Raw genomic sequence first — 24,974 nt, forward strand, 5'->3', positions numbered from 1 at the left:
ATTTGACTGTCCTTAATGTTTCAGAAGATTTCAATCTCACTTAATTACTCATTAGGTAAAAAAATGGACTGCCAAAGAATCTAGCAGCCTGTTGCAATTTCGTTATTATTGATCTGTAGATTTAGCGGTATTCGACTCTCTAAATGAACCGAATAAGCCTGTTAATAGCCCAATTAACCCAATAGTAAATCCGAACCCACTAGAGTCAGCAAAAGCTAATAACACAACGACTCCAAACAATAATAATTGAACACCTAACAGTTGAATTTGAAGAACACTTGGTCGGATAAAGTCCAATAACATTCCTGCATGAAACATTATAGTAACTATTAAAATAAGAGCAGTTACAAACGTTAATCCTAAACTAGCCATCCTAACCACCCCTAACATTTAATTACTTTCAAAGTAGATTTAAACTCAATGACAATCAGGTTGGGTCCACCGTCTGTACTATCCGTGGTTTAACACGAACGACGGGGTCATTAATATTTACGCCTTGTACTACCCATTCCTTAGAGTTATTCAAACCATAATGAATGATAATTGTCTTTCTTTCCTCAGATATCCACAGCTTGTCGCCTACATTGCCCGTGATTTCCGCATCCAATGTTGCTTTACTTTCTGTAAACTTCACTTCCCAATCGTCAATAATAATGGGAGACAAGGGGAATTTCTCATCTTTTTCCGTTGCCTCACCTAATAATATGTTTGAGGACATCATTTCAACATCTCGTATTACCTCATTAGGTGTGGGTACTTCATCATATTTTTCATTACCACACGCTACCAATCCAAACATCAAGAAAAGAATAACACTAGTCGTGCACAATACTTTTTTCATATTTGCCCCCCCGTGTTAATAACCTGTTATCAGAAGTTGCTACACAATTATATTTGGTTGGTATATACTCATGAATTGTTGGTATCATAGATTCATCAAATCACTCTTCCCTAATTTGTTCTCTCTTCCAGCCATCAACTGAATCAATAAATCCTTACCGTCAATTCCTCCTGTAAATTCGACAGACGATGGATTGTTGGCGATATCCTGTTTGGCATAACATATTACTTATAAGGCTTTCTTTATAAGAAACGCTTCATTGATTGATAAAGTTCAACATTAAATTCTAAACTGATCTAATCGTTCGTTTAATCGAATCTATCAAATAACTAGTTATCTGCACTAATACCTCGGCCGTGACTATATCACTCATTCGCTTAGCAACTTTCAATATTACATAATTAACTCCCTTTATCGTCTTCTTAAAGCATCTATAATCACTTAATTTCATAGTGAAACCCTCCTATTTGACCTAGTAAATCTAGGTATTCATGAAATAGGAGGACTTATAGTGTTTCGTTAATTCAATGCTTTTCTTCCTCTCTCGCTAGATCTGGTAATTTTTAATTTTATCATGATCAATAAGAAAGCCAGCAGTGAAAACATAATTCCGCTCCAGATAAGTTGATGTATTCCCAAGTGAGAAATAAACCAGCCACCGATAGAAGCCCCTACGGTAATTCCAAGATTGGAAAATGAAACAAACAAACTATTACCGAATTCGGGAGCCTGTTTTGTCTCCGTTGTTAACCATGTTTGACTAACAATAAGCCCGCCAGAATGCACTGCCCCCCAAATAAATACGATAACAACCATCGGAATGAAATAAGAACCCAGATAATAAGCGAGTATGTAAATTACTGTAAATAGCAGAGGAAACATGCTGACAGTCTTTGTAATGCTTTTACTCAATAAGCTCCCAAATACAAAATTACCAACAATCATGATTATACCAAAGGCCATCAACATGATACTTATCCATGACCCGTTCATACGTGTTACTTGTCCAAGATATTCAGCAAAGTAGCTGTAAACAGAAAACATTGCTGCAAAGATAAAAATAACGATCACAATATTTAACCATAATTGAGGATTGCGTAATATACCAAGCTGCTTTCCATAAGACATTTTTTCCTTAACAGGCATAGAAGGAAGCCAAGCTAGTATCCCTGCAAATGCAATCATGCTTACAACAGCTCCAAACAAAAAAGCGGTTTCTAATGAAATATTTTCTCCGAGATAAGAAGTCAAAGGCACGCCAAAAGCAAAACCGACCGTTATTCCTGCGAAAACCTTTGTGACCGCTTTGTTACTTTGTTCCGGAGGGACAAGTTTAGCTGCAGTAACAAGGGCAACCGAAAAAAAGACGGGATGAAATATAGCCGGGATAATACGGAATACAAGCATCACATCGAACTGGCTTGTATAGGCATAGACAATATTTGAAATCGCAAAAATAAACACAGCGGTTAATAGAATAACTTTACGATTAATACCAGAAGCGAGTAAAGTCAGGAATGGCCCTGAAATGGCTACAACTAAAGAAAATATACTAACAAGCCATCCAGCCTGTGATGTCGATATATTAAATTTTTGAGTTACCTGGGGTAGAACACCTATAATACCCATTTCTGTTGTAATAATGCCGAATACGCCTAAAACCAGAATAATGATAAGCAACGGGTTGACCCTTTTCATTGTAATTGTAAGCCTCCATGAAGTTCATATACACATATATAGAATTGTAGATATATTGAAATAAAAAAACTCCTTTCCTTCTAAAGTTTCTCTTTCAGGAACTCGGCAAATTCCTGGATTGTCGTTTCGTTTCGACGATAGTACGTCCACTTCCCAATCCGCTCAGATTCCAACAACCCAGCTTTTTGCATAGTCAACAAATAACTCGAGATAACAGACTGTGCAAGTCCCGCTTTAGCTTGAATATCTCCTACACATACACCAATCTGAAAATTGAGACCTTGTTGTAAATAAGGTTTCTCATCAAAGAATTCCTCTGGATTCTTTAACCACTGCATAATTAGACTACGAGTCTCGTTAGACAAAGCTTTATAAATCAATAAAGGTTCCATAAATATCATTATATCTACTTTTACAGATTTGTAAATGCGTTAGCATAATGATTGAAATTTGGGATCACGATAGGCAAACCATAAAGCAATCCCATTGCACCTTTTACCATCCGTTTCAAATCTAATGGTTCAGCACATATAAAGTACTTATTGCACCTTTTGCTTCAATTCCTGCTTCTCCTTATGCCCTGTACGAAATGTATCGATAATGATTAGAATAGCACCACATACGATTGCCGAATCAGCGAGATTAAAAGTCGCAAAGGTATAATTAATTGCGCTGAAATGAAACTTCAAGAAATCGACCACTTCCCCATATAAAGCACGATCTAGGAAATTCCCAACAGCTCCCCCCAACACAAAACTCAGCGCGATTGGAAGAACTCGGTTTCTGGAAGACTTGATTTTTTGCAAAATATAGATGATTCCAACTACCACAATGACCGTTATGACAAGAAAAAACCAACGTTGACCTTCAAGAATGGAAAATGCTGCACCATTGTTCCTTTGCGATGTTATATGGAAAAAGTCCCCAATAATACTTTTCGATTCCCCGATGTCAAAGTTCTTTACTATAAGCCACTTGGTCATCTGATCGATGATAAATATAAGTAAGGCGATTAGATAATAGTACATGGTTTACCTCCATTGTTTGAGTGTTTCCATTTAATCTAATCACATTGTACAATAATTATTTTTTTCTAACAATTGGACTTATAAGGTGGACGTAGCCCCATAATCAATCGCTACGATTGCTTTGAATCGATGAATTGAGACAGGTAACATTCATGTCACATAACAAGAAGAATTGACAAAAATAGTGTTCAATAATATATTGTATATGAGCATATGCTCATATACTTAATGAAGCGGCAAACAAACACCCATTTAATTACATACAAGTTCATAAACCATACTAAAGGAGGTCCAATATCCATGAACCAGAACGCTCATTCCTTTTTATCGGCCGATACCGTAGATGAAGCTTCTCGAACGTTCAAAGCGTTAGCAGACCCTACACGGATAAAGATATTATATTTGCTGTCTCAAGAGGAATGCTCTGTTAATCACATTACTGAAGTATTGGAAATGACCCAATCGGCTGTTTCCCACCAACTAAGTATGTTAAGAAATCTACGCCTTGTTAAATATAGACGTGAAGGCAATACTTTTTATTACTCTTATGCCGATGATCATGTTATCACCATATTAAATCAAGTATTAACACATATTGAATGTAAATAAGGAGGATTTCTCATGGGACATCACCATCATCACGGACACAATCACGATCATCACCATCATAGTCATGGTCACCACGGTCATAGTCATGGTCATTTTGAAGAAGCAAGAGAGGGCAATAAAAAAGGGTTGCTTGTCGCACTAATCATTACTGCGGGGATTATGTTTCTTGAATTCTTTGGCGGTATAATCACCAATAGTCTGGCCTTATTATCTGATTCTGGACATATGCTTAGCGATACAAGTTCATTATTGTTAAGTTTAGTAGCGATATGGTTCGCATCAAGACCACCTTCTCCTAATAAGAGTTATGGCTATTATCGCTTTGAAATACTGGCTGCACTATTTAATGGTATTAGTTTATTTATCATCGCTGGATTTATCGTATGGGAAGCCCTCGGTCGTTTCTCAGAACCACCCACAGTGGCAAGTGGCGCAATGATGTTGATCGCATCCATAGGATTGTTGGCGAATCTCATTAGTGCTTGGTCATTAATGCGCAAAGGTGATGTGAAGAATAACGTTAACTTACGGAGTGCTTATCTACATATCCTTGGGGATGCATTAGGTTCTGTCGGGGCCATTGTAGCTGGAATACTAATGCTCTTATTCGATTGGTATATAGCAGACCCTATTATATCAGTTGTTGTCGCTTTACTGATTCTAAAAAGTGCTTGGGGCGTCATTAAGCATTCGGTTCATATCTTGATGGAAGGCACTCCACTCACCATTAATCAAACAGAAGTCAAAGCCTTTCTTGAAGAAATCGATGGTGTAATTGATGTGCATGACCTCCACATATGGACGATTACCTCTGGATTAGATTCTTTAAGCTGTCACATGTTAATTGAAGACAATAAAAACAGTCAGATCATATTACAGGAAGCGATCAATATCATTCGGGATAAATTAAAAATAGAACACACAACGATTCAAATTGAAAATTCGTTAATTACTCATAATGAGTTAAAAGTATAAACGAAGTTGTTTTATCTATAAAATCAAACGAGGCGTGTGGACATATGCGGATTCCAGCCGCTTCGGCGATTTTTTGATTATCATTTGCTATAACAAAAAGCCCCCTTAAAGTTTTATCAGTCTAAACGTAAGAACGTTTGTCCAATTTCAATGCCGCGAAAAAAACATTCGAAAATTTTTCTTGCCCAATAACCCCTATCCTGCTATTATAAAGAAGCATTAATTTGGAAAGCTAATGTTCAATATATTTAGGATCTTTCCAAGCAGATAAACTTTGACCACTTCCATTAAGAAGTTAAGGCCATACGGACAGCCGGGTTAAATGCCGATTGGCAACTTTCGTTGCCTTATTGATTGAGTTAAAAGCTCAAATTTTATAAGTTGGTTACTTTACAACCAGTGCATTTGCACACAACTTGTGAAACGGTCAATAAGAGTGGTAAAAGTGAATTATTTGCTATATAGACTCTGATCCTAACATGATATATTTGAATATGAAGGGCCTTTCCCCATGAAACTATGAATTTTATGACTGACGAGCACGCAAGAAGTTTGTCCAGTTATGCTTATTGGGACTTTCTTATTATTTAACTATATCGAAGCAAGTGTGATGCGCATGGTGCGTGTTTCGCTTGCTTTTTTGTTGCCGTTTTTACATTAAAAAAATTCACTTGGATTAGGAGATCAAACAATGGGAAAAGCACTTATCATTGGCGCCGGAGGCGTAGCATCAGTAGCAATTCATAAATGCGTTCAAAACAGCGAGGTTTTCGAAGAAATCTGCATCGCCAGCCGTACGAAATCTAAATGTGATGCATTGAAAGCTAAATTAGATGGCGGTAAAACTAAAATTACAACTGCACAGGTCGATGCAGATAACGTTGATGAGCTGATCGCTCTGATTAATGAGATCAAACCGGATATCGTTATGAACCTGGCTCTACCCTACCAGGATTTGACGATCATGGATGCTTGCCTAGCCACAAAAACGAACTATATGGATACGGCAAACTATGAGCCTGAAGATACAGCAAAATTTGAATACAAATGGCAATGGGATTACCGCGAACGCTTTGAAAAAGCCGGGATCACGGCTCTTTTGGGCAGCGGATTCGATCCAGGCGTAACCGGTGTATTCTCCGCTTATGCGTTGAAACACTATTTTGACGAAATCGAATATATCGACATTCTGGATTGCAACGGCGGGGATCATGGCTATCCTTTCGCAACCAACTTCAACCCGGAAATCAACATCCGTGAAGTGTCCGCTAACGGACGCTACTGGGAAAACGGGGAATGGATCGAAACAAAACCGATGGAAATTAAACGCGGTTATAACTTTTCTGAAGTCGGTGAAAAGGATATGTATCTACTGTACCATGAAGAGCTCGAATCCCTTGTGCAGAACATGCCTGGACTGAAACGTATCCGTTTCTTCATGACTTTCGGACCAAGCTACCTCATGCACCTAAAGGCGCTTGAAAACGTAGGAATGACTTCCATCGAACCGATTGAATACGAAGGAAAACAAATCATTCCGCTTCAATTCCTGAAGGCCATACTCCCGGACCCGGCTTCCTTGGGACCTCGTACGGTGGGCAAGACGAACATCGGCTGCATCTTCAAAGGGAAAAAAGACGGCCAAGACAAGACTTACTATATTTACAATGTTTGTGACCACCAAGAGTGCTATAAGGAAGTGGGTTCCCAGGCAGTCTCCTATACAACTGGCGTTCCTGCCATGATCGGTGCAGCAATGGTCATGACTGGCAAATGGAATAAACCAGGCGTATTCAATATCGAAGAATTCGATCCGGATCCATTCATGGAGGAGCTGAACAAATGGGGCCTTCCATGGGTAGAAGACTTTAATCCGGTACTTGTTGACGCATTGCCTGAGGAAGCTAATCAGCCGGAGCTCGTACGCTAATATGCGGTTCGAGGAATTACCGACACCCTGTTTCGTAGTCGATGAAGCACGCATTGAAAGAAACCTAAACATCTTGAACGGCGTCATGCAGCGTACAGGAGCCAAGATTCTACTGGCGCAAAAAGCTTTTTCCATGACCACTATGTATCCCCTCATCGGAAGATACTTAAGCGGGACGACTGCGAGCGGTTTGTTCGAAGCACAGCTGGGTCACGAGGAGATGGGCAAAGAAAATCACGTCTTTGCCCCTGCCTATCGTGAAGATGAAATCGACGGAATTATTTCCATTTGCGACCATATCATCTTCAATTCCTTCTCCCAGCTGGAAAAGTATAAATCGAAAGCTCTTGCAGCCGGCAGAAAAGTAGGCCTTCGCATCAATCCGGAATGCTCTACGCAAGAAGGACATGAAATCTATGACCCCTGTTCGCCAGGATCAAGATTCGGTGCGAAACGGGAGGATTTCCAGCCGGAACTGCTTGATGGCGTTTCGGGACTGCACTTCCATACCCTTTGCCAACAAAACTCGGATGATTTGGAGACCACGCTGAAAGCGGTCGAAGAAAAATTCGGACCATGGTTGCCGCATATGGAATGGATCAATTTCGGTGGCGGTCACCATATCACAAGAGACGACTATGATATTCCGAGACTCGAAGCTTGCATTTCACGAATGCAGGATAAATACGGCTTGGAAGTCTACCTTGAACCCGGAGAAGCCATCGCGCTCAATGCGGGCTATATGGTCACCTCCGTACTGGATATCCATAGGAACGGCATCGAGATTGCTATTGTGGACACGTCAGCTACATGTCATATGCCGGATGTTCTGGAAATGCCTTATCGTCCGCCGCTTGTCGGTTCGGGTGAAGCCGGTGAGAAGTCATACACCTATCGGCTTGGCGGTCCGACCTGCCTTACGGGCGATGTAATCGGAGACTACTCCTTCGATCAGCCCTTAAAGAACGGTGACAGACTCGTGTTTGAAGATATGGCGATCTACTCCATGGTCAAAACCAACACCTTCAACGGTATGCCGCTGCCGGCCATCGCCGTGCAGGAGAAAGACGGCAATTGTCGTGTCGTTCGTGAGTTCGGCTATCAGGATTTTAAGATGAGACTTGCTTAATGAATAACCAAAGCCTTAACCCTGTAAGAAGGGTTAAGGCTTTTTGGACTAACGTCTTCGATTCCCCGGAATCAACCAGCCAATTGCCCACCCCAAGATGGGAACGGAGACTTTTTCAAGCCATCCACTCCCTATCATATTTCACTTCTTCACTTTTTTCCTAACTTGTTACAGTTCAGAGAGTCATTGTTCGCTATATTTGATTTCTTCTTGTGGTTTGGGAACTTCTTTATCAGAATTAATCGGTTTCCCCAATTCTAACCATACATCACTTGGATAAAGCGGATGGTCATAATGTTTACATTGATAATTATCCCAGATATGATTCGGAGAGTCATCATTTACAAATGCAACTATATCCCTTCCCTTATCACCAGCCCGAGCCTGAGCGATACACAGTTGTATACTCTTTTTTCAAATATCCATCGACCCATTCGCAAATCATGTCCTCAAATTGATCTGCTGAAAATGTTCGCAATCTATCTATTGGGGGGATAGGCAACCCAAACAGAATATCGTAATTATCCGGCTTTTGCAGTATTTTGAATGGTTTTAAGTCACTAAGGGTAGTTTCCATATAATCACCTTTCAACAAAAAATGATACTTTATTAACATATTCTACATTTCCTAAGTATTCCCTTTCTATTTCACAAAAAACTAGTTACTAAGAACTATATCTAGCGCCACTTTTTCATAAGAATTACGAACTAGGTAATTGATATTTTTAGAAAGAATAGATTAGACGCTAAGAAAGCTGAATCAGGAAGAACTCGCTTTTCGCAGCAACCTTGATCGGACATACATATCCATGCTGGAACGTGGTATTCATCAGCCTACATTGAATTCATTACTTGCTATTGCCGCGGCGCTGGATATGAAGGCTGCTGAGTTGGTAGGACTAGTTGAAGATGAGATGGAAATTTGTAAAAATAATCATTAAAAAAAGCGATTATGCCTGATAGCATGATCGCTTTTTTTCGACATTCCCTTTCTCTAACTGCGTTACACCAAAAGATAGTCCTTTAGATATATTTTGTATGTATTTTCCTTGTAAGATGATATAAAATGAGAAAGATACTATGTTAGATTAGAGGAATATTAGGAAAAATCACCCTTTTATGACAGGAGGCGAGAACTATAAACGGCATCCGACAATTTAGCAGCATGGGGGACAAAATAGAACTATATATTATTTCGTTATGGCTTCTTTTTTTGCTGATCATTATAGCAACTATTAATATTCCTATTAGTTTCAATGAGAATGCGCAATTCATTGGAATGAAAAAATTATTGAGTATGAATTTTGTTCCACTATTATCATTGTCATTACTTCTTTTGGGAATGGCCTTTATCAGTCGATTTAAATATAAGCTTGAGGGTAGCATGAAAACGTTTACAGTTAAAGAAGTTCAAAATGGAAATTTTGAGCATCTTACTTTCTTGACAACTTATATAGTTCCGCTCATTAGTTTCAATTTAAGTGAAACAAGGAATATACTAATATTACTTTTACTCCTTATAGCAATAGGCGCGATCTGTATAAAAACACAAATGTTTTACGCTAATCCAACCTTAGCTCTTTTGGGTTTTCATATTTATATTATTTCAGGAACCTTTCGAACTGGAGAAAGACACGGAATTATTGTCATATCAAGAGACAGAATTAATGCTGGCAGCAGAGTTAAATATCGTAGACTTGATGAAAAAATATATTTTGCGAGGTTAATCCAATGATAAAAACTGAACTTATCACGTTGTTGCGCGAAACATTGTTAAATGAAGAATTAATCACTGCTGAACTTTACTTCATACTTAAACAAGATCAAGATACCCTACTTCGGTTCATAGACATAGAAGGAGAAACACAAGAAGAACTCACAAAACAATTTATTGAAAAAATCAAATCTGAATTAATAGAAGAAGAAGCTTTAGATTTAATTAGCATTTCAAATGCAGACGATAGAAACAAAGTACTTTATGAATACGACCTAGATGAAGTACCTGAAGAGATAAAGTTAATTAATACAATTATAGAGGATGAAGACATTCCTTCATTTGATTTTAAAAATGATGAATTAAATCAAATCAGAGGTATTGTCGTTTTAATTTCCAATAATAATCATAATCTTTTATTGTACAAAAAACATTATCCCGTAAGTTTAATAAAAAAAGATAATACTTTCACTTTTAAACGTATTGGAAACCAAAAACGTTTTGTAAGTGTCGAAGAAGATATAGTCAGAATAAACACTAATTTTGAATTTCTAATGATTGACGGTAGTTTGATTATTAAAGAACTTGCAACACTCGAAAAATTTTTTGGGTTTCACGAAATAATAAAGAAGAAAGCCCAAGAATGTATTGTTGCAATAGAACAATCAGGGTTACTTGAAGACCCTGATGTATTACAAGAGCTTATCGATGATATTTCGTATTCGCGTAAACTAACAAAAGTTTTAAGTTCTTCACCTGTGCTTAATAAAATACCGACTCCATCAATTATTGCCTTTACTGATATTTATCCTGCACTTAAAGGACAATTTCAATATAATGCTGATAAAAGCAAAATAATGTTGACTACTAAAAAAGCAAAACACTTATTTGCGAAATTATTAAATGATGATTTTTTGCAATCAGAATTAACAAAAATGTTTTATGATAGTTTGGCTAAAGATACTATTCTAGAAACTGCTACAAGTTGATTGACTTAATTAAATCAACAAGAGCCCATGCAATCATACGGGGCTCTTATTTTATTGATTCACACGAACATCTCATCAATGGCAGGTACGTATGTATCAATAATTAGCTGACTAAATAGATAGATAGAAATATAGGTTTGTTATCGCGTTTGGCGATAACAAACCTATATTCCGACCAAGGGAACCAATTCACCGAATAATGCGAATAGTTCTGAAACACCAGCCCTATCTCTCGCTGCTCATCTTTAATGAGGTTACTACTTTACCATCAAATCAGGTGGCACCTGTAGATTGTTCAAGTAGCCCTTCTACAGCAAGCAAAGTCGTACTTTTTCATCACAGGAAGGTAATATTATAAATATAATTACAATGTTCCGTGATAATCCAATAAGAGTTAAAAACTCCTGTACTACAGCAACTACGGGAGTCTTATATTTTCATCAATTTGTTCGGCGCAAGTAATTTCCTGAACTACATAAAATATCGGCAGTAATGAACACGTTGAATTGGAACTTTCTTGATAACGAAGTGCGGAACCGCTTCTTAAACCAAATTATCTATTTTAATAGCAATAAAAATCCAACCCATTACAAAGATCGCACACAGAATTGATCATTTAGCAGTCACAGCCAGTTTGGTGATTTTGTCGGCAATATCTTCCGCCTGTAAAAGGGATGAGAATGAATCCGCCGCAAAATATTTCTTCATTTCAATCTCAATCACATGATGATTTTTGACAGCATTCAATGATGTCCAGGTCACTGGCAGCTTGGGTGGTTCTTTACCATCAACTGTTAGCACAATGACGTAATCGCCTACATAATCATTTACTGTCTCCCAAGACACTTCAACACGATCCGTTTTTTTGTCAATGATATCACTTTTTACTTTTGGGGTAGGGTTCAGACCCAAAATATCGTAAGCAGCTCTACCTCCTCGTTCGCCTGAATTACCAATCACCATCAAAAATTTATCAACAGTAACATAATCCACAATAGAGATGGTTGCATCTTTTGGAATTACATTTTTGATTTTATTGCGGGCAGCTTCCATACGTTTTTCAAAATCTTCATTCCATTTTCTAGCTTCTTCCTGTCTGCCTAAGATATCGCCCATGGCCGTAATTTCTTCCGGGATTGTTGAGTATTGGCTTGTGTCAAACACGACAGTCGGCGCGATTTTGGAGTAATTTACATAGGCTTCCTTATTCCAGGTTATAATCACATCCGGTGACAAGTCCAATACCTTCTCGTATGAAATACTCCCATCCAGACCAATATCTTGAACCGTATCAGGTAAATAAGGCTTTAGAAAATCAGCAAAGTTCATTTGTGTACTCGACGCCCCAACTGGCGTTACCCCTACAGCTAATACCGGCCCTAAGTCCCAGTCAACAACACGCTTCGGATGTTCAGGAACACTAACTTCCCCCATGACCGTTGATATTTTCCGCATGCCCGTATTTTCTTTGGCCTCATTGGAAGACGTATTTTGAATAGACTCCGCACTGTGATTTGAGTTTCCACCTGCTGAGCCTTGATTACTATTTCGACTGGAGTTCCCATTCGTGCAAGCTGCAAGTAGCAGCGTAAAACATAACATCAGTGTTAACGCTATTTTCGATCTTGTTCCTTTCAACATATGTCTGTCTCCTTCTGTTTTTAATTGATAATGATTATCATCAACAAAATAACAAGAAGAATCATTTTTGCCCATGGAGGATACGAACCCCTGCCATGGACTATCTGAACCGCCTATGCTCTCCTTCACTTTCTTTTTGTATTGGCCTGGCGTCATCCCCACTTGCTTTTTGAACAGACGTGCAAAATAAAATCCATCACTATAACCTACGTTTAAAGCAATCTCCTGTGTAGTAGCATCCGTCCGAATCATTAATTCCTTCGCTTTAGCCATCCGCGCCTGGATCACATATTCGATAGGGCTTCGCCCCGTACGGTGTTTGAACTGCCTCGATAAATATTGAATGCTATAATTCCATCTCTCCGCCAATCACTCAAGAGAAATAGACTCATTGAAATGTTCGTGAATGTACCGAATGATCTCTTCTACCATATCCGTTTCCTTAGAAGCAACTCCCTGAAGCTTAAGCTGCTGAACAAGTGTATATACGAACTGATAAAACAAAATTTTCACATGAAAACGCTCCAAAATTTGTCTTCGGTTCCATTCCTCATACATTGAATCCACGTGACGATATAAAAGGACCGGAGCAAGTGGCCGGAAGGCATAATGTAGCTGAAAGGGGTTGTTTAAGTGATATACCTTCAGTATTTCCTTACTAGCTTTGGCGGACATACTACCTCTATATAATATGTAATAGTACGTGACATCACCTTGTCCAACCTCGATACTTATACTGCTTCCTTTTCCTGCATGCAATAGATAAAACCGTTCAAATATATGTATATCACCATCCAGCCAAATGCTGCCTTGTCCTTGCACTACATATATAAAACCATTCGCTGGAAGAAGATATTGCTGCTTCCCCCGACTACTTATCACAAGCTGGCGAATGTCCACCAGCTGTATCGATGCATTGTCCCACATTTGGATATACTCTTCCCAGTTCACAATTTCTTCTCCCCCGTTTGACAACATGCTGAGCCTATTATTCAGCAATAAATCCCTCTGCAGTTCACTATGATGATTTTCGATAACGATAATCATTCTCAATTATAATGGAGTATATTCATACCTTTAGCTCTTTCTTTTCCCATTTGATGGTATACAAAAAAAAGAGTAAATCTCTCCTATCCAGACCCACTCACAATCTATTGATCACTCTAGTTGATTTCCATCGATTCTAGTAATAAAATGAATGAATCTCAACGTAAAGGATGCGCGAAAAGCAATGACGTTTACTGTACCACGCAAGCTCAGTATAAGATCTCTACTTTTCTTCACTCTAATCATGCTAGCAAAGATTTATTTTGCTTGGTATTTTCTATTTGAGGACGGTCCCACCTGGACCACATCTCTTAAAGAAATCCCTTTTATACTCATTGTTTTTTGCTTAATTGAAAGATTTGCTACGAAACGGAAGATCGCGATCTATACATCTGTCAATCTTCTGTTTACCATTATGTTCTTTGCATTAATTGTATATCATAGTCATTTTGGTATGATTGCTAACTCACAGGTGTTTGGACAAGTCAAACAAGTTGGAGCAGTCAAGAAGAGTATATTTGCAGTCTATCAACCTCAATATATCCTTATTTTTTTGGACATCATTATTCTTAGTTTTGTTATGTTAAGACGTCAGAAAGCGCTCAAATGGAAGCAAGCCATGTCACGTCAAGCTAACCGTAAAGTGGTTGGCACTTTGTTTTGTATTTCTATTGTGTTATGTATGTTGAATATTTTCCCTAACCGAGCAAGTATGAATGAGACGGTTAAAGCCGAACAAATGGGTATTCTCAATTATGAAGCCTACTCTATGATAGCCCAGCATGAAGATGAGCCTATAGTTGCTTCAGAAATTACACAGCATGTTATTGATGGAACCAAGGGAATCCAAGCTACGGTTAATCCGATTCTTTATGGAGCTGCCAAAGGAAAGAACCTGATTATCATCCAGATGGAGTCATTTCAGAATTTCCTTATTAATCTTTCTATTGATGGGCATGAAATAACACCAAATATGAACAAACTTGCAGGTAGTAGTTACTATTTCCCACGTTTCTACCAACAGGTTGGACAAGGTAATACATCCGATGCTGAATTTATCGTGAACACTTCGTTCTATGTTCCACCAAATGGTGCAGCTACCCAGAAATACGTAGATAAGGAATTGCCTAGCTTACCGAAGTTGCTTCAAGAGCAAGGCTATGACACTGCTACGTTCCATACAAATGAAGTTGACTTCTGGAACCGTGGTGAGCTTTACGACGCAATAGGATTTAATCGCTACTATGATAAAGCCTACTTCGGTGAAGACGATACCGTATTCTATGGTGCCTCTGATGAAGTATTATATGAAAAGACCGCCGCAGAGCTAGCGAGAATGGATCAGAGTGATCAACCATTCTATTCACACGTGATCTCCATGTCATCTCATAATCCCTTTACGATTCCAGAAAGTAAATACAAGATGACACTTCCAGAACGATACGAGGGAACGTTCGTTGGTAATTATATTCGTGCACAGAATTACGCTGATTATGCACTAGGTCTATTTATCGATGAACTCAAGAAGAACGGTGTATGGGATAACAGCTTAATCGTACTGTACGGTGATCATCGTGGACTGCCTATCTTCTCTCTCGATGATGTTGATCGCGTATTAATGCAAGAGATTCTAGGTCATGAATATGCGGAACGTGATTTGATAAATATTCCGTTGATTATCTCATCCACTGGAGTTACAACTTCGACCGTGATGAATCAGTTAGGTGGGCAAGTTGATATCTTACCAACCGTATCTAATCTACTAGGTATATCACTTGATAACCATATCCATTTTGGACAGGATATATTGAATCAGACCACCTATAACCTGCTCCCTCAACGCTATTATCTACCTACAGGATCTTTCGTGAACAACGAAGAACTCTTCCTATCAGGTAGCGGATTTGAGGACGGGCAGCATAGCACGTTAGCTGGTGATGGTGTCCAAGCACTCTCTGCTACAGAAGATGAATTTGATCGTGCTCTTGAACTTCTTCATTTGTCTGACAGCTATGTTACGCAATTACCCGAAAGAGAAGTTGAGAAATAAGGAACAGTTATATCAATCAAACAATCCCACACCGCGGTTCTCTTTAAGACTTGAGAATCACGATGAGGGATTGTTTTTCGTTTCTTACTATTCCATTTTATAATCTTTCACACCATGTTCCGATCATGATGATATCTGTGTCTCCCTATACTTTTCGAAACACCACAACCGCATTATGTCCGCCGAATCCGAATCCATTGGACAACACCGTCTGAATATCACTGTTTCTTGCCTCATTCGGTACATAATCCAAATCACATTCCGGGTCTGGCGTTTCATAATTGATTGTAGGTGGAAGGACTCCCTCCATTAAGGATTTGACAGAGATTACTGCTTCCAATCCGCCAGCTGCCCCAAATAAATGTCCTGTGGCTGACTTGGTTGCACTCACCTTCAGTTTGTACGCATGACTTCCGAATACATTCTTAATGGCCTGCGTTTCCGACTTATCACCAAGTGGCGTACCTGTGGCATGTGCATTAATATAGTCCACTTCTTCTGGTGATATTCTTGCATCCTGTAGCGCAGCATTCATTGCCCGGACGGCTCCCATCCCATTGGGATCTGGTGCTGTCATATGATAGGCATCTGCTGATTGACCGTATCCAATGACCTCAGCTAATATTGTAGCTCCTCTACTTCGTGCATGCTCCCATTCCTCCAACACGAGTACACCCGCACCCTCCGACATAACAAACCCATCACGATTCATATCAAACGGACGACTCGCTTGGTGAGGATGATCATTACGTGTAGACATCGCCTTCATGTTACAGAATCCACCGAAAGCAAGCTCATTAAGTGGTGATTCCGCTCCACCAGCAATCATCACGTCGGCAAGCCCATTCCTAATCATATGAAATGAATCCCCAATCGCATTATTACCCGAAGCGCATGCGTTTACAGGCGTCGTGTTGGGTCCCTTTGCTCCAAGATGAATAGATAGTTGGGCGGAACCCATGTTGGCGATCATCATCGGAATAAGGAACGGACTAATCCGTTTGGGACTTCGTTCTAACATCACTTTGTGATTATCAAGTGTCGTCTGAATCCCCCCTATACCTGTTCCAATGCTAACCCCGACACGATGCTCATTCGACTCTGTTATGGTCAATTGTGCATTCTCCACTGCCATCTTACCTGCAGCAACAGCAAATTGAACGAACCGGTCCATATGCCTTAACTCTTTGCTATCAAAAAAAGATTCAGGATTAAAATCAGATGCCATTCCACCAATCTGAGTTGTAAAACCCGATGGATCAAAGCTATTAATTCGTGATATCCCGGATTGACCCCTTATTAGATTGTTCCAAAAGTTGTCAATCTGCGTGCCGAGTGGTGAAATAACACTAATCCCAGTAACAGCAACACGTTTATGCATTTTGAAAACCTCCTCTTTTATAACAAATTTATAATTCATATATATTCTCAATATTTATCTCAATAAGTTATTAACTTCGATCATAAGTCATTGCTCAGACGCTGCTAATTGACACTTCAGGATCCAAATTCCAGTTAAGTAACAAACCGGCGTGAGTGAGACCCGCTCCAAATCCATAGATCAAGATCCTCTCCCCATCCCTAAGCTTCCCTTCACGAATACCTAGATCCAGAGCAAGCGGAATCGTCGCTGCGGAAGTGTTACCGAAATTCACTAGGCTATACAATGTTCGTTCAAGAGGAATCCCCGTACGTTCACAGATCGGCTCAATGATTCGTAGATTAGCACTGTGTGGAATAAACCAATCCACATCATTGGTTGTGAAAGGACCTTTCGCAAGAATTGCTTTAACCCCTTCAGGAACATTTCGAACTGCCCAGCGGAATACCTCTCTTCCATTCTGAACCAGTGTTCCCGTGTTACTCAGATCCGTTCCCTTCATGTTCTCAGCAATACCCTTTAAATAGACGTGAGCTCCCCCAATACCTTCTGTTCCTTGATGATATGCTAGGAAGCTTGATTCCTCTGGGTCTGTTTCTACCAATACAACCCCTGCTCCATCACCGAACAGTATACAGGTTGAGCGATCTGTATAATCCGTAATTTTGGACATCGTATCCGCACCAAATACGAGTACTTTGCGATGTAATCCTGAAGCCACCATACCCTGCGCCACATGGAGTGCATACACAAATCCTGAACAAGCAGCGCTCAGATCAATAACGCCTACTGATCTGGAAATGCCGAGTTTGTCTTGAAGAATGGCTGCTACGCTTGGAAAAATAAAATCTGGCGTAGTTGTAGCCACGAGAATTAAATCTACATCAACTAGTGATTTATCATATCTCCGCATGAGATCCTGAGCGGCAGATACGCACAAGTCACTCGTGTACTGATCAGGTTCACTAATGCGGCGTTCTCGAATGCCCGTTCGTTGCACAATCCATTCATCATTGGTCTCAACCAACTTTTCCAAATCGAAATTCGTCATTTTTTTATCTGGTACATAGGAACCGATGGCTGTGATCCGTGCTATTGATTGCTCCATTTAATTCACGCTCCTAATTATCATCTGATATTAGTACCTGATACTATATTTAATATACCACATAAATATTCATTTTAACACCATAACCATATTATACCTATACACGAAATATTAAACAAAAAAATACCCAAAGAAAATTACTTTGACAGATAGAGCAATGTGTGATAATTTTACTCTATCAGCTAGAATACTTTTCTTGAACAAGGAGGATGCAAATGGTTCGTAGTGACATTATTCGTGGGCATTTAGATGCTATTATTCTGCGACTCATCTATGAGAAGGATCAATACGGTTATGAAATATCTAAAGAAATCAGTTTACGGACTAATGACCGTTTTCAAATTAAAGAAGCTACGTTATATGCCGTATTTCAAAGGTTAGAAAGAAGAGAATTAATTGAATCCTATTACGGAGACATTTCGCATGGCGGCAAACGTAGATATTACACCATCACAAAGCTTGGCAAAGCCTATTTCAAAGAAACGGTAGAAGAATGGCAAGAAATCAAGGAAATAATAAATATTTTTATGGAGGGTATGTGAATGCGTACAATTAAAGCTCATGTGAAGGAATTATTTAATGATGTCCCTTCAAGCGAACAAAAGGAACTCATGATGCAAGATATTATTCAGAATCTCGAAGAAAAAGTTAGTGATTTGATGTTTGATGGGAAAGATGAGGAAGATGCTATTAATAAGACCATCGTTGAGTTCGGTGATATTGAGGATATCAAGAAAGAGCTTGGTACGAACCCGAAGCCATTCTCACTTAAGAACCCCAAACGATTCTCTTTACATTTAGGCTTCTCTCTTTGGGGAAGTGGACTTATTACAGCATTGTTTGTATTCATTAATCTGTATTATTCCCCTGATGTGATCTGGTTCGTGTATCCCGTGTTCGCTGTTGCATGGTGGCCACTTGCGATGTTCTATCGATGGTTAGGAAAGAAATAAGGAGGATTACCTATAATGAATAAGCATCAAGCAAGTTTTGCTACTGTTGCAAGTGTGATAAGCATTCTGTTTTTTGCCTTTATAAATTACAATACCACGCCTCATGAGATATGGTTCATTTATCCTTCTTTTGCAATTCTACAGTGGCCCATCTCGATCTATTTTTTGACAAAAGGTAAGCTTCATCACTACTCAGCCATAACCTCCTTGATCCTCATTTCATTTCTAATCATTGAGAATATGTTAAATAGTCCGGATCATATATGGTTTGTATTTGCTATCTATCCCCTGCTCTGGTGGCCCATTCTCATGTATTTAGGAAAATATCGTTCATCATTTACCATCGCAATCATCGGAAGTCTATGTACGATTCTTTATTATGAAATGCTCAATTCATTCTATGCTCCTCAATATCCTTGGGTCATTTACCCTTCATTTCTCGTATTATGGTGGCCTTTAGCGATATACTTTGGGAAAAAGAAGAACCATTTCAATTTCTCCCTTGCAGCAAGTCTACTCACAGTTCTATTTTTTATCACTACGAATGTGATTTCAACTCCGAACAACATTTGGGCAGTCTATCCCATCTTCGCCATTCTTTGGTGGCCTCTAAGTATGTATTATTACGGAATAAAGAAGTATTAAATTTCTCTAATCCTTACATACAACGACAGCCCAATCAAATAACATTACAACTCTTCTTCCTCAAAACTGTCGGCAAAAATATCCTCCTATAGCCTAGCACCTTGTATAACTAGCCTCCTCAGTTCGGGAAGGCTAGTATATTTTCAAGTGTTATTTCATTGTAGAAGTAGTCTCTTTACATTTTACGTTTCCAACACCTTATACAGAAGTAACGTAGCAGCTACAAAAATAATATCAACGAATATAATCGAAAGTGTAGGATAGTCCATCGTTACCATCACACCAAACATGGCCCCCATCATACCTCCCATGATACCTGAAAGCATCCCGTCCATGGATGCAAGAAGACTTAATGGGAATCCCGCTATACCGCCGACGATGATACCGAACACAACGCCAATGACGGCCGATAAGAATAATTGCTCTATCCATAGACCTGCGACTGTTCCAACCACCAGACTTGAAGTCATACTTAAGGTCATCGTTACCATCATACCTGACATTTGCGAAATCGTTGGTCCCTGCTTATGCACACGAACCATAAGAAGTATGATTAGAATGACGACGATACATAGAGAGATGACACTCGTATTAATTGTTAATAAAGATGGCCCTTTCATGTTCGCGGCAACATCACCTCCATGTTCATGAGCTAATACAGGTATTGCAGGAGTAATACAGCACAACAACGTTAAGAACCCAATGATTCTGACCCACATCAGCATGTAACGATCTTTCATCCCAGTACCTCCTTTATCTTCATTAGGGGATATATCACTTTATAAAGTTCGTACGCAATCCCTATGATGTATTAATAATCACTAATGGGGTGCCTCATAAAATATATGGTTAATCAAATGGGTTATGCTCGCACGTTTTATAATACAAAAATAACCGACCCAATCCATGGGTCGGCTATTCCAATTCAGTTATTTATTTCACTTCATAAATGGTGTAAAGCTCATCCAAGAGTAAGTTGGCAGCTTTGATACCGCCTGCCGTATTCCAGATCGCATCATCTACACGATATACGCGTCCTTCTTTAACCGCACTTAGACCTTTCCACAACGGATCATTGATCCACTCTTGTTCCGTATCATTCCCTTTACCATCACCTGTGTCGTAAGTGAAGTAGAATAAGCGGTGAGCATCGGCTTCAGGTAAACGTTCTTTCGTAATTTCGTCAACAAATGTTTCTTTACTGTTTAACGTCATATCATTACGAGTAATACCAATTTGGTCGAAAATAATGCCTGAGAAGGTGTCCGCATGATATACACGCGTCTTACCACCCATGAAACGAACAACAGATACGGTATCTTTCAGTTTATCGCCAGCTTTGGTTTTGAAATCTTCAATTCGAGTATCGAATGCAGCAAGCTGCTTGTCTGCTTCTTCTGATTTGCCCAATGCTTCAGCATACAGTTTGAAGTTGATTTTCCAATCACCACGTAGTGTTTCCGATTCAACAGTTGGTGCGATCGCCTTCAACTGTTCATAAATTTCTTCATGACGCATTTTGTTAGCAATAATTAGATCCGGCGCAAGTCCTGCAATTAACTCCAGGTTAGGTTGTCCTTCTTCGCCTAACTCTTGAACGCCTTCCATATCGGCTTTAATATGCTCATACCATGGACTTCCTGTCCACGATTTAACGGCTCCGACCGGTTTAACTCCAAGCGCAAGTACCGCTTCAGTTCCTTCATTTGTAAGAACGACCACGCGTTGCGGAGTACCTTTAATTTCTGTTTCACCCATCGCATGTTTCACAGTACGAATTTCATTTGAAGACTGATCCGTTGCTACAGTATCTTCACTCGTTTTATTTGAAGTATTTGCCGCATTATTGTTTGAGCCACAGCCCGTTACGATCATGACAAGTACTAGTGCACTTAATGCCCACCATGTTTTTGCCCTATTCTTGTTTGCCTTGTTTAACACGTTGTCTTCCCCCTATGTATTAGAAATTATTCTCAATGAACAATATAAAATAATATTTAGTCCACTGTCAATGAAAATGATTATCATTTGCGTTGACACATTATAATCAATCTACTAAAATTCTAAAGTAGACACTCGCAAAATGAAGCAGAAAGTAGGCATATATGAGATTACTTGGGCTCGCTTGTTCATTGTTCGTCCTTATTGTTGCGGTAATATGTAGCGTTATTTACGGCGTTACAGATATTCCGCTATCCTCCATATGGGAATCCTTCGTTCATTATGATTATTCATCACAGGAACATCTAATCATTCAAACGGTGCGAGTACCACGCGCACTTATAGCTGTTGCTGCTGGAGGTAGTCTGGCTGTCGCTGGCGCATTAATGCAAGTGATTACACGTAACCCAATCGCATCACCAAGCTTATTCGGGATCAATTCAGGTGCTGCATTCATGGTCGTTATCGCTTCTGGATGGCTTGGTATTAGCGGTATGCAATCGCTCACCTTATTCGCTCTATTAGGCGCTGCAATTAGTGGTTCTATCGTATTTTATCTTGGAAGTATTGGAAGAGATGGAATGACACCGATTAAAATCACGTTGGCTGGTGCCTCAATCGCTGCCTTTTTCCACTCCATGACGCAAGGTTATATGCTCACTAACGGTAAAATGTTCGATCAAGTTCTCGTATGGTTAGTTGGTTCAGTAGCCGGAAGAGACATGAGTATGCTCATCAATGTGTTACCTTATCTGTTTATCGGATTCATTATAGCCATATCACTCTCACGGCACCTCAATGTATTGTTAATGGGAGATGATGTAGCTCAGACTCTGGGTCAACGAACTGCACTAATAAAAAGTCTGGCTTCCGTTGCCGTTATTCTTCTCGCTGGGGGATCTGTTGCTGTGGCTGGACCCATCGCATTTGTAGGTATTATTATCCCGCATATTGTTCGATATCTCGTCGGTAACGATTATCGTTGGGTCATTCCATACTCTGCTGTACTAGGCGGTATATTACTTGTGACCGCAGATATTGGTGCCCGATACATAGCCATGCCCAAAGAAATACCTGTAGGTGTCATGACTGCGATTCTTGGCGTGCCATTTTTCGTCTATATCGCTAGGAAAGGAAAACGAGTGCAATGAGCAAATACACACCATTACGATGGAACAAGACCAAGTTATCTTTTCTAATTGAGAAAAGAACCTTGTGGATTATAGCTGCTTTACTTGTTCTTTGCGCTACTTTTGTTGTCATTAGTACGGGAATTGGTAGTAAGTACGTATCGCCACTTGAAGTGATCCAATCGATTGCCGGTAAGGGAAGTAGCATGAATGAAGTCATCATCATGAAGCTCCGGCTTCCACGCATCCTTATCGCAGTACTTGTTGGTGCCTCATTAGCCGTTTCAGGCGCTATTCTCCAAGGTATCATTCGCAACCCGCTTGCATCACCCGATGTAACGGGTATTACAGAAGGAGCATCGCTTGGAACTGTCCTTTTTGTTTTCTTTTTATCTGAGAAAGTCTCGATCCAATGGGCTCCCCTAGCAGCGATCGGTGGGGCATTTCTTGTAACAGCTCTTCTATATCTACTTTCATGGAAGAACGGAGCCTCCCCCTTACGGATGATATTAATTGGGACAGGTCTGTCAGCTGCCTTCAAGTCCATTTCGTATATGTTTATTATTTCAGGATCCTTTATATTGGCAAACAAATCGATGATATTTATGACGGGTAGTATCTATGGATCATCTTGGGAAAAGGATGTTTCGACCCTACTACCTTGGGTTCTCATATTACTCCCTCTCACATGGATTCAATCTCGTCATGTCAACGTTCAAGCACTCGGAGATGATGTAGCCGCAAGTGCAGGCGCGAACGTACAACTTCATCGACTGATATTGCTACTTCTTAGCGTTGCTCTAGCCGGAGCAGCTGTGGCTATAGGAGGAGCGATCACATTCATCGGTTTGATGGCGCCTCATATCGCTCGTAAGCTTGTTGGCTCATCATTTGGTGGACTGCTACCTGTAAGTGCATTATTGGGGGCACTTATATTACTCATCTCTGACCTCGTTGCCCGAACGCTCTTCGCACCGCTCGATATACCTGCAGGTGTATTCACGGCAGCCATCGGTGTACCGTTCTTCTTATATTTACTATACCGTAACCGAAATGCATAACTCTAGGAGGAATGACTTTAATGAGCATACTTGAAGCCAAAGATTTGGCTGTGTCCTACGGTGGAGTCTTCATCTTTGATCATTTGAATTTAGAAATACCTGAAGGGAAAATCACTGTGTTTATCGGCAGCAATGGGTGTGGTAAATCGACGCTGTTACGATCATTAGCTCGTCTACTAAAACCCGTGCAAGGCGAAATACATTTGGATGGATCGAATATTTCCAGTATGCCATCCAAAACGTTAGCGAAGCAGCTTTCCCTTCTGCCGCAAGGTCCCGTCACTCCGGAAGGGTTGACCGTCCTACAACTAGTGAAGCAAGGGCGATATCCTTATCAATCTTGGCTCCAGCAATGGTCGAAGGAAGATGAACAAGCTGTACACGCTGCGATTCATGCAACAGGTATGGATGCTTTAACGGAGCGTTCTGTCGATTCATTATCTGGAGGTCAACGCCAGCGTGCGTGGATTGCGATGACACTAGCCCAGCAGACCGACATTATATTGTTAGATGAACCCACCACCTATCTCGATCTAACACATCAGATTGATGTGTTAGATTTATTACACGAGCTAAATGAACGAGACGGTCGTACGATCGTCATGGTACTACATGATATTAATCTAGCCTGTCGTTATGCGGACCATATCGTAGCCATTCAAGACGGGGCTGTATATACACAAGGCCGCCCTTCAGATGTTATTCATCCAGAAACCATTGAGTCCGTATTTCGATTGAAATGCCAAGTGATTTCAGATCCGATCTACGGTACTCCGATGATTGTGCCACAAGGCAAGTTACGAAAGAAATAGTGACCTAACATTAATGGTATCCGAGCTAGGATTAACGGATAGATACTACAAATACAATTATCTAGTCTGAACAGAACAAAGAGCGCCCCATCGGGCGCTCTTTGTTCTGTTCCCATACAACTTTACCACTCGAAGAATACACACTTACCGAAATTATGATTTCCCTTTTCCGATCACGAGCTCCATAATCATAATCATCAGCACGAGCAGTTGAATGAGTTGTTCTACGGTCATATTCGTCCGCCTCCATCTTTAAAGGATGGCTCTTTCGGACGATTTCCCTCTCCTGCAT

The 24,974-nt window shown here is 39.9% G+C and carries 27 protein-coding genes; 14 read left to right on the forward strand and 13 right to left on the reverse strand.

Features of this window, described 5'->3' with window-relative positions; genetic code table 11:
- Positions 1-105 precede the first annotated feature (105 nt).
- From PBAT_RS08875 to lspA, 6 genes are all read right to left on the reverse strand, one after another.
- Complete coding sequence (locus tag PBAT_RS08875; protein ID WP_068648651.1) at positions 106-372, reverse strand: hypothetical protein; 267 nt, start codon at positions 370-372, stop codon at positions 106-108.
- Positions 373-427: 55 nt separating this feature from the next.
- Positions 428-841, reverse strand: coding sequence for a hypothetical protein (locus PBAT_RS08880; protein WP_068648653.1), 414 nt, complete (start codon positions 839-841; stop codon positions 428-430).
- A 286-nt stretch (positions 842-1,127) separates the two neighbouring features.
- Complete coding sequence (locus PBAT_RS25230; RefSeq protein ID WP_157091310.1) at positions 1,128-1,292, reverse strand: hypothetical protein; 165 nt, start codon at positions 1,290-1,292, stop codon at positions 1,128-1,130.
- Positions 1,293-1,360: 68 nt separating this feature from the next.
- Positions 1,361-2,539, reverse strand: coding sequence for an MFS transporter (locus PBAT_RS08885; protein WP_068648656.1), 1,179 nt, complete (start codon positions 2,537-2,539; stop codon positions 1,361-1,363).
- An 80-nt stretch (positions 2,540-2,619) separates the two neighbouring features.
- On the reverse strand, positions 2,620-2,931 hold the full coding sequence (locus PBAT_RS08890) for an ArsR/SmtB family transcription factor (protein WP_068649051.1): 312 nt from the start codon (positions 2,929-2,931) through the stop codon (positions 2,620-2,622).
- A gap of 147 nt (positions 2,932-3,078) precedes the next feature.
- Positions 3,079-3,567 (reverse strand): signal peptidase II, encoded by a 489-nt coding sequence (gene lspA, locus PBAT_RS08895; protein ID WP_068648657.1) that lies wholly within the window; start codon positions 3,565-3,567, stop codon positions 3,079-3,081.
- A 300-nt stretch (positions 3,568-3,867) separates the two neighbouring features.
- Here lspA and PBAT_RS08900 point away from each other — a divergent pair, with 300 nt between their 5' ends.
- From PBAT_RS08900 to kwaB, 7 genes are all read left to right on the forward strand, one after another.
- Entirely contained in the window at positions 3,868-4,176 is a 309-nt protein-coding gene (locus tag PBAT_RS08900; protein WP_068648659.1) for an ArsR/SmtB family transcription factor, read from the forward strand.
- Positions 4,177-4,188: 12 nt separating this feature from the next.
- Positions 4,189-5,151, forward strand: coding sequence for a cation diffusion facilitator family transporter (locus PBAT_RS08905; protein WP_068648661.1), 963 nt, complete (start codon positions 4,189-4,191; stop codon positions 5,149-5,151).
- Positions 5,152-5,842: 691 nt separating this feature from the next.
- Positions 5,843-7,081, forward strand: coding sequence for a saccharopine dehydrogenase family protein (locus PBAT_RS08910; protein WP_068648663.1), 1,239 nt, complete (start codon positions 5,843-5,845; stop codon positions 7,079-7,081).
- A 1-nt stretch (position 7,082) separates the two neighbouring features.
- Positions 7,083-8,210 carry a carboxynorspermidine decarboxylase gene (nspC, locus tag PBAT_RS08915; RefSeq protein ID WP_068648665.1) on the forward strand — a complete coding sequence of 376 codons (1,128 nt, stop codon included), beginning with the start codon at positions 7,083-7,085 and terminating at the stop codon, positions 8,208-8,210.
- A gap of 809 nt (positions 8,211-9,019) precedes the next feature.
- Positions 9,020-9,151, forward strand: coding sequence for a hypothetical protein (locus PBAT_RS08925; RefSeq protein WP_246168263.1), 132 nt, complete (start codon positions 9,020-9,022; stop codon positions 9,149-9,151).
- A 224-nt stretch (positions 9,152-9,375) separates the two neighbouring features.
- Positions 9,376-9,945: an anti-phage protein KwaA gene (gene kwaA / locus PBAT_RS08930; protein ID WP_068648672.1), complete on the forward strand. Its 570-nt coding sequence runs from the start codon at positions 9,376-9,378 to the stop codon at positions 9,943-9,945.
- Entirely contained in the window at positions 9,942-10,913 is a 972-nt protein-coding gene (kwaB, locus tag PBAT_RS08935) for an anti-phage protein KwaB (protein WP_068648674.1), read from the forward strand. Before kwaA ends, kwaB begins: the two co-directional genes overlap by 4 nt.
- A 612-nt stretch (positions 10,914-11,525) precedes the next feature.
- Here kwaB and PBAT_RS08940 read toward each other — a convergent pair.
- Both PBAT_RS08940 and PBAT_RS08945 read right to left on the reverse strand, forming a co-directional pair.
- Positions 11,526-12,923 (reverse strand): AraC family transcriptional regulator, encoded by a 1,398-nt coding sequence (locus tag PBAT_RS08940; RefSeq protein ID WP_084402934.1) that lies wholly within the window; start codon positions 12,921-12,923, stop codon positions 11,526-11,528.
- Entirely contained in the window at positions 12,924-13,607 is a 684-nt protein-coding gene (locus PBAT_RS08945) for a hypothetical protein (RefSeq protein WP_169810097.1), read from the reverse strand.
- 238 nt (positions 13,608-13,845) lie between these two features.
- Between PBAT_RS08945 and PBAT_RS08950 the strand changes: the two genes are divergently transcribed.
- Positions 13,846-15,651, forward strand: a complete 1,806-nt coding sequence (locus PBAT_RS08950) for an LTA synthase family protein (RefSeq protein ID WP_248912422.1) — start codon at positions 13,846-13,848, stop codon at positions 15,649-15,651.
- A gap of 145 nt (positions 15,652-15,796) precedes the next feature.
- Here the strand turns inward: PBAT_RS08950 and fabF are convergent, their stop codons facing one another.
- Both fabF and PBAT_RS08960 read right to left on the reverse strand, forming a co-directional pair.
- Complete coding sequence (gene fabF / locus PBAT_RS08955; RefSeq protein ID WP_068648683.1) at positions 15,797-17,032, reverse strand: beta-ketoacyl-ACP synthase II; 1,236 nt, start codon at positions 17,030-17,032, stop codon at positions 15,797-15,799.
- A 94-nt stretch (positions 17,033-17,126) separates the two neighbouring features.
- Positions 17,127-18,140, reverse strand: coding sequence for a ketoacyl-ACP synthase III (locus PBAT_RS08960; RefSeq protein WP_068648685.1), 1,014 nt, complete (start codon positions 18,138-18,140; stop codon positions 17,127-17,129).
- A 215-nt stretch (positions 18,141-18,355) separates the two neighbouring features.
- On the opposite strand from PBAT_RS08960, the gene PBAT_RS08965 reads away from it, so the two are divergent.
- From PBAT_RS08965 to PBAT_RS08975, 3 genes are read left to right on the forward strand one after another with little or no spacing between them, the layout of a single operon-like run.
- Positions 18,356-18,682, forward strand: coding sequence for a PadR family transcriptional regulator (locus PBAT_RS08965; protein ID WP_068648688.1), 327 nt, complete (start codon positions 18,356-18,358; stop codon positions 18,680-18,682).
- Complete coding sequence (locus PBAT_RS08970) at positions 18,683-19,093, forward strand: permease prefix domain 1-containing protein (RefSeq protein WP_068648690.1); 411 nt, start codon at positions 18,683-18,685, stop codon at positions 19,091-19,093. It begins immediately after the preceding gene.
- Between the two features lie 15 nt (positions 19,094-19,108).
- Positions 19,109-19,738: a hypothetical protein gene (locus PBAT_RS08975; protein ID WP_068648692.1), complete on the forward strand. Its 630-nt coding sequence runs from the start codon at positions 19,109-19,111 to the stop codon at positions 19,736-19,738.
- A 182-nt stretch (positions 19,739-19,920) separates the two neighbouring features.
- On the opposite strand, the gene PBAT_RS08980 is transcribed toward PBAT_RS08975, so the two are convergent.
- Complete coding sequence (locus tag PBAT_RS08980) at positions 19,921-20,478, reverse strand: hypothetical protein (RefSeq protein ID WP_068648695.1); 558 nt, start codon at positions 20,476-20,478, stop codon at positions 19,921-19,923.
- A gap of 193 nt (positions 20,479-20,671) precedes the next feature.
- Positions 20,672-21,613 (reverse strand): ABC transporter substrate-binding protein, encoded by a 942-nt coding sequence (locus tag PBAT_RS08985; protein ID WP_084402943.1) that lies wholly within the window; start codon positions 21,611-21,613, stop codon positions 20,672-20,674.
- A 230-nt stretch (positions 21,614-21,843) separates the two neighbouring features.
- On the opposite strand from PBAT_RS08985, the gene PBAT_RS08990 reads away from it, so the two are divergent.
- From PBAT_RS08990 to PBAT_RS09000, 3 genes are read left to right on the forward strand one after another with little or no spacing between them, the layout of a single operon-like run.
- Positions 21,844-22,830, forward strand: a complete 987-nt coding sequence (locus PBAT_RS08990) for a FecCD family ABC transporter permease (protein WP_068648699.1) — start codon at positions 21,844-21,846, stop codon at positions 22,828-22,830.
- Positions 22,827-23,870 (forward strand): FecCD family ABC transporter permease, encoded by a 1,044-nt coding sequence (locus PBAT_RS08995; RefSeq protein ID WP_068648701.1) that lies wholly within the window; start codon positions 22,827-22,829, stop codon positions 23,868-23,870. Before PBAT_RS08990 ends, PBAT_RS08995 begins: the two co-directional genes overlap by 4 nt.
- Before the next feature lie 20 nt (positions 23,871-23,890).
- Positions 23,891-24,682, forward strand: a complete 792-nt coding sequence (locus PBAT_RS09000) for an ABC transporter ATP-binding protein (protein ID WP_068648702.1) — start codon at positions 23,891-23,893, stop codon at positions 24,680-24,682.
- Positions 24,683-24,743: 61 nt separating this feature from the next.
- Here PBAT_RS09000 and PBAT_RS09005 read toward each other — a convergent pair whose 3' ends face one another.
- A complete protein-coding gene (locus PBAT_RS09005; protein WP_068648704.1) occupies positions 24,744-24,974 on the reverse strand; it encodes a hypothetical protein in 231 nt (76 codons plus the stop codon).

The sequence above is a fragment of the Paenibacillus antarcticus genome (assembly GCF_001637225.1).
GTDB classification, from domain to species: Bacteria; Bacillota; Bacilli; order Paenibacillales; family Paenibacillaceae; genus Paenibacillus_AQ; species Paenibacillus_AQ antarcticus.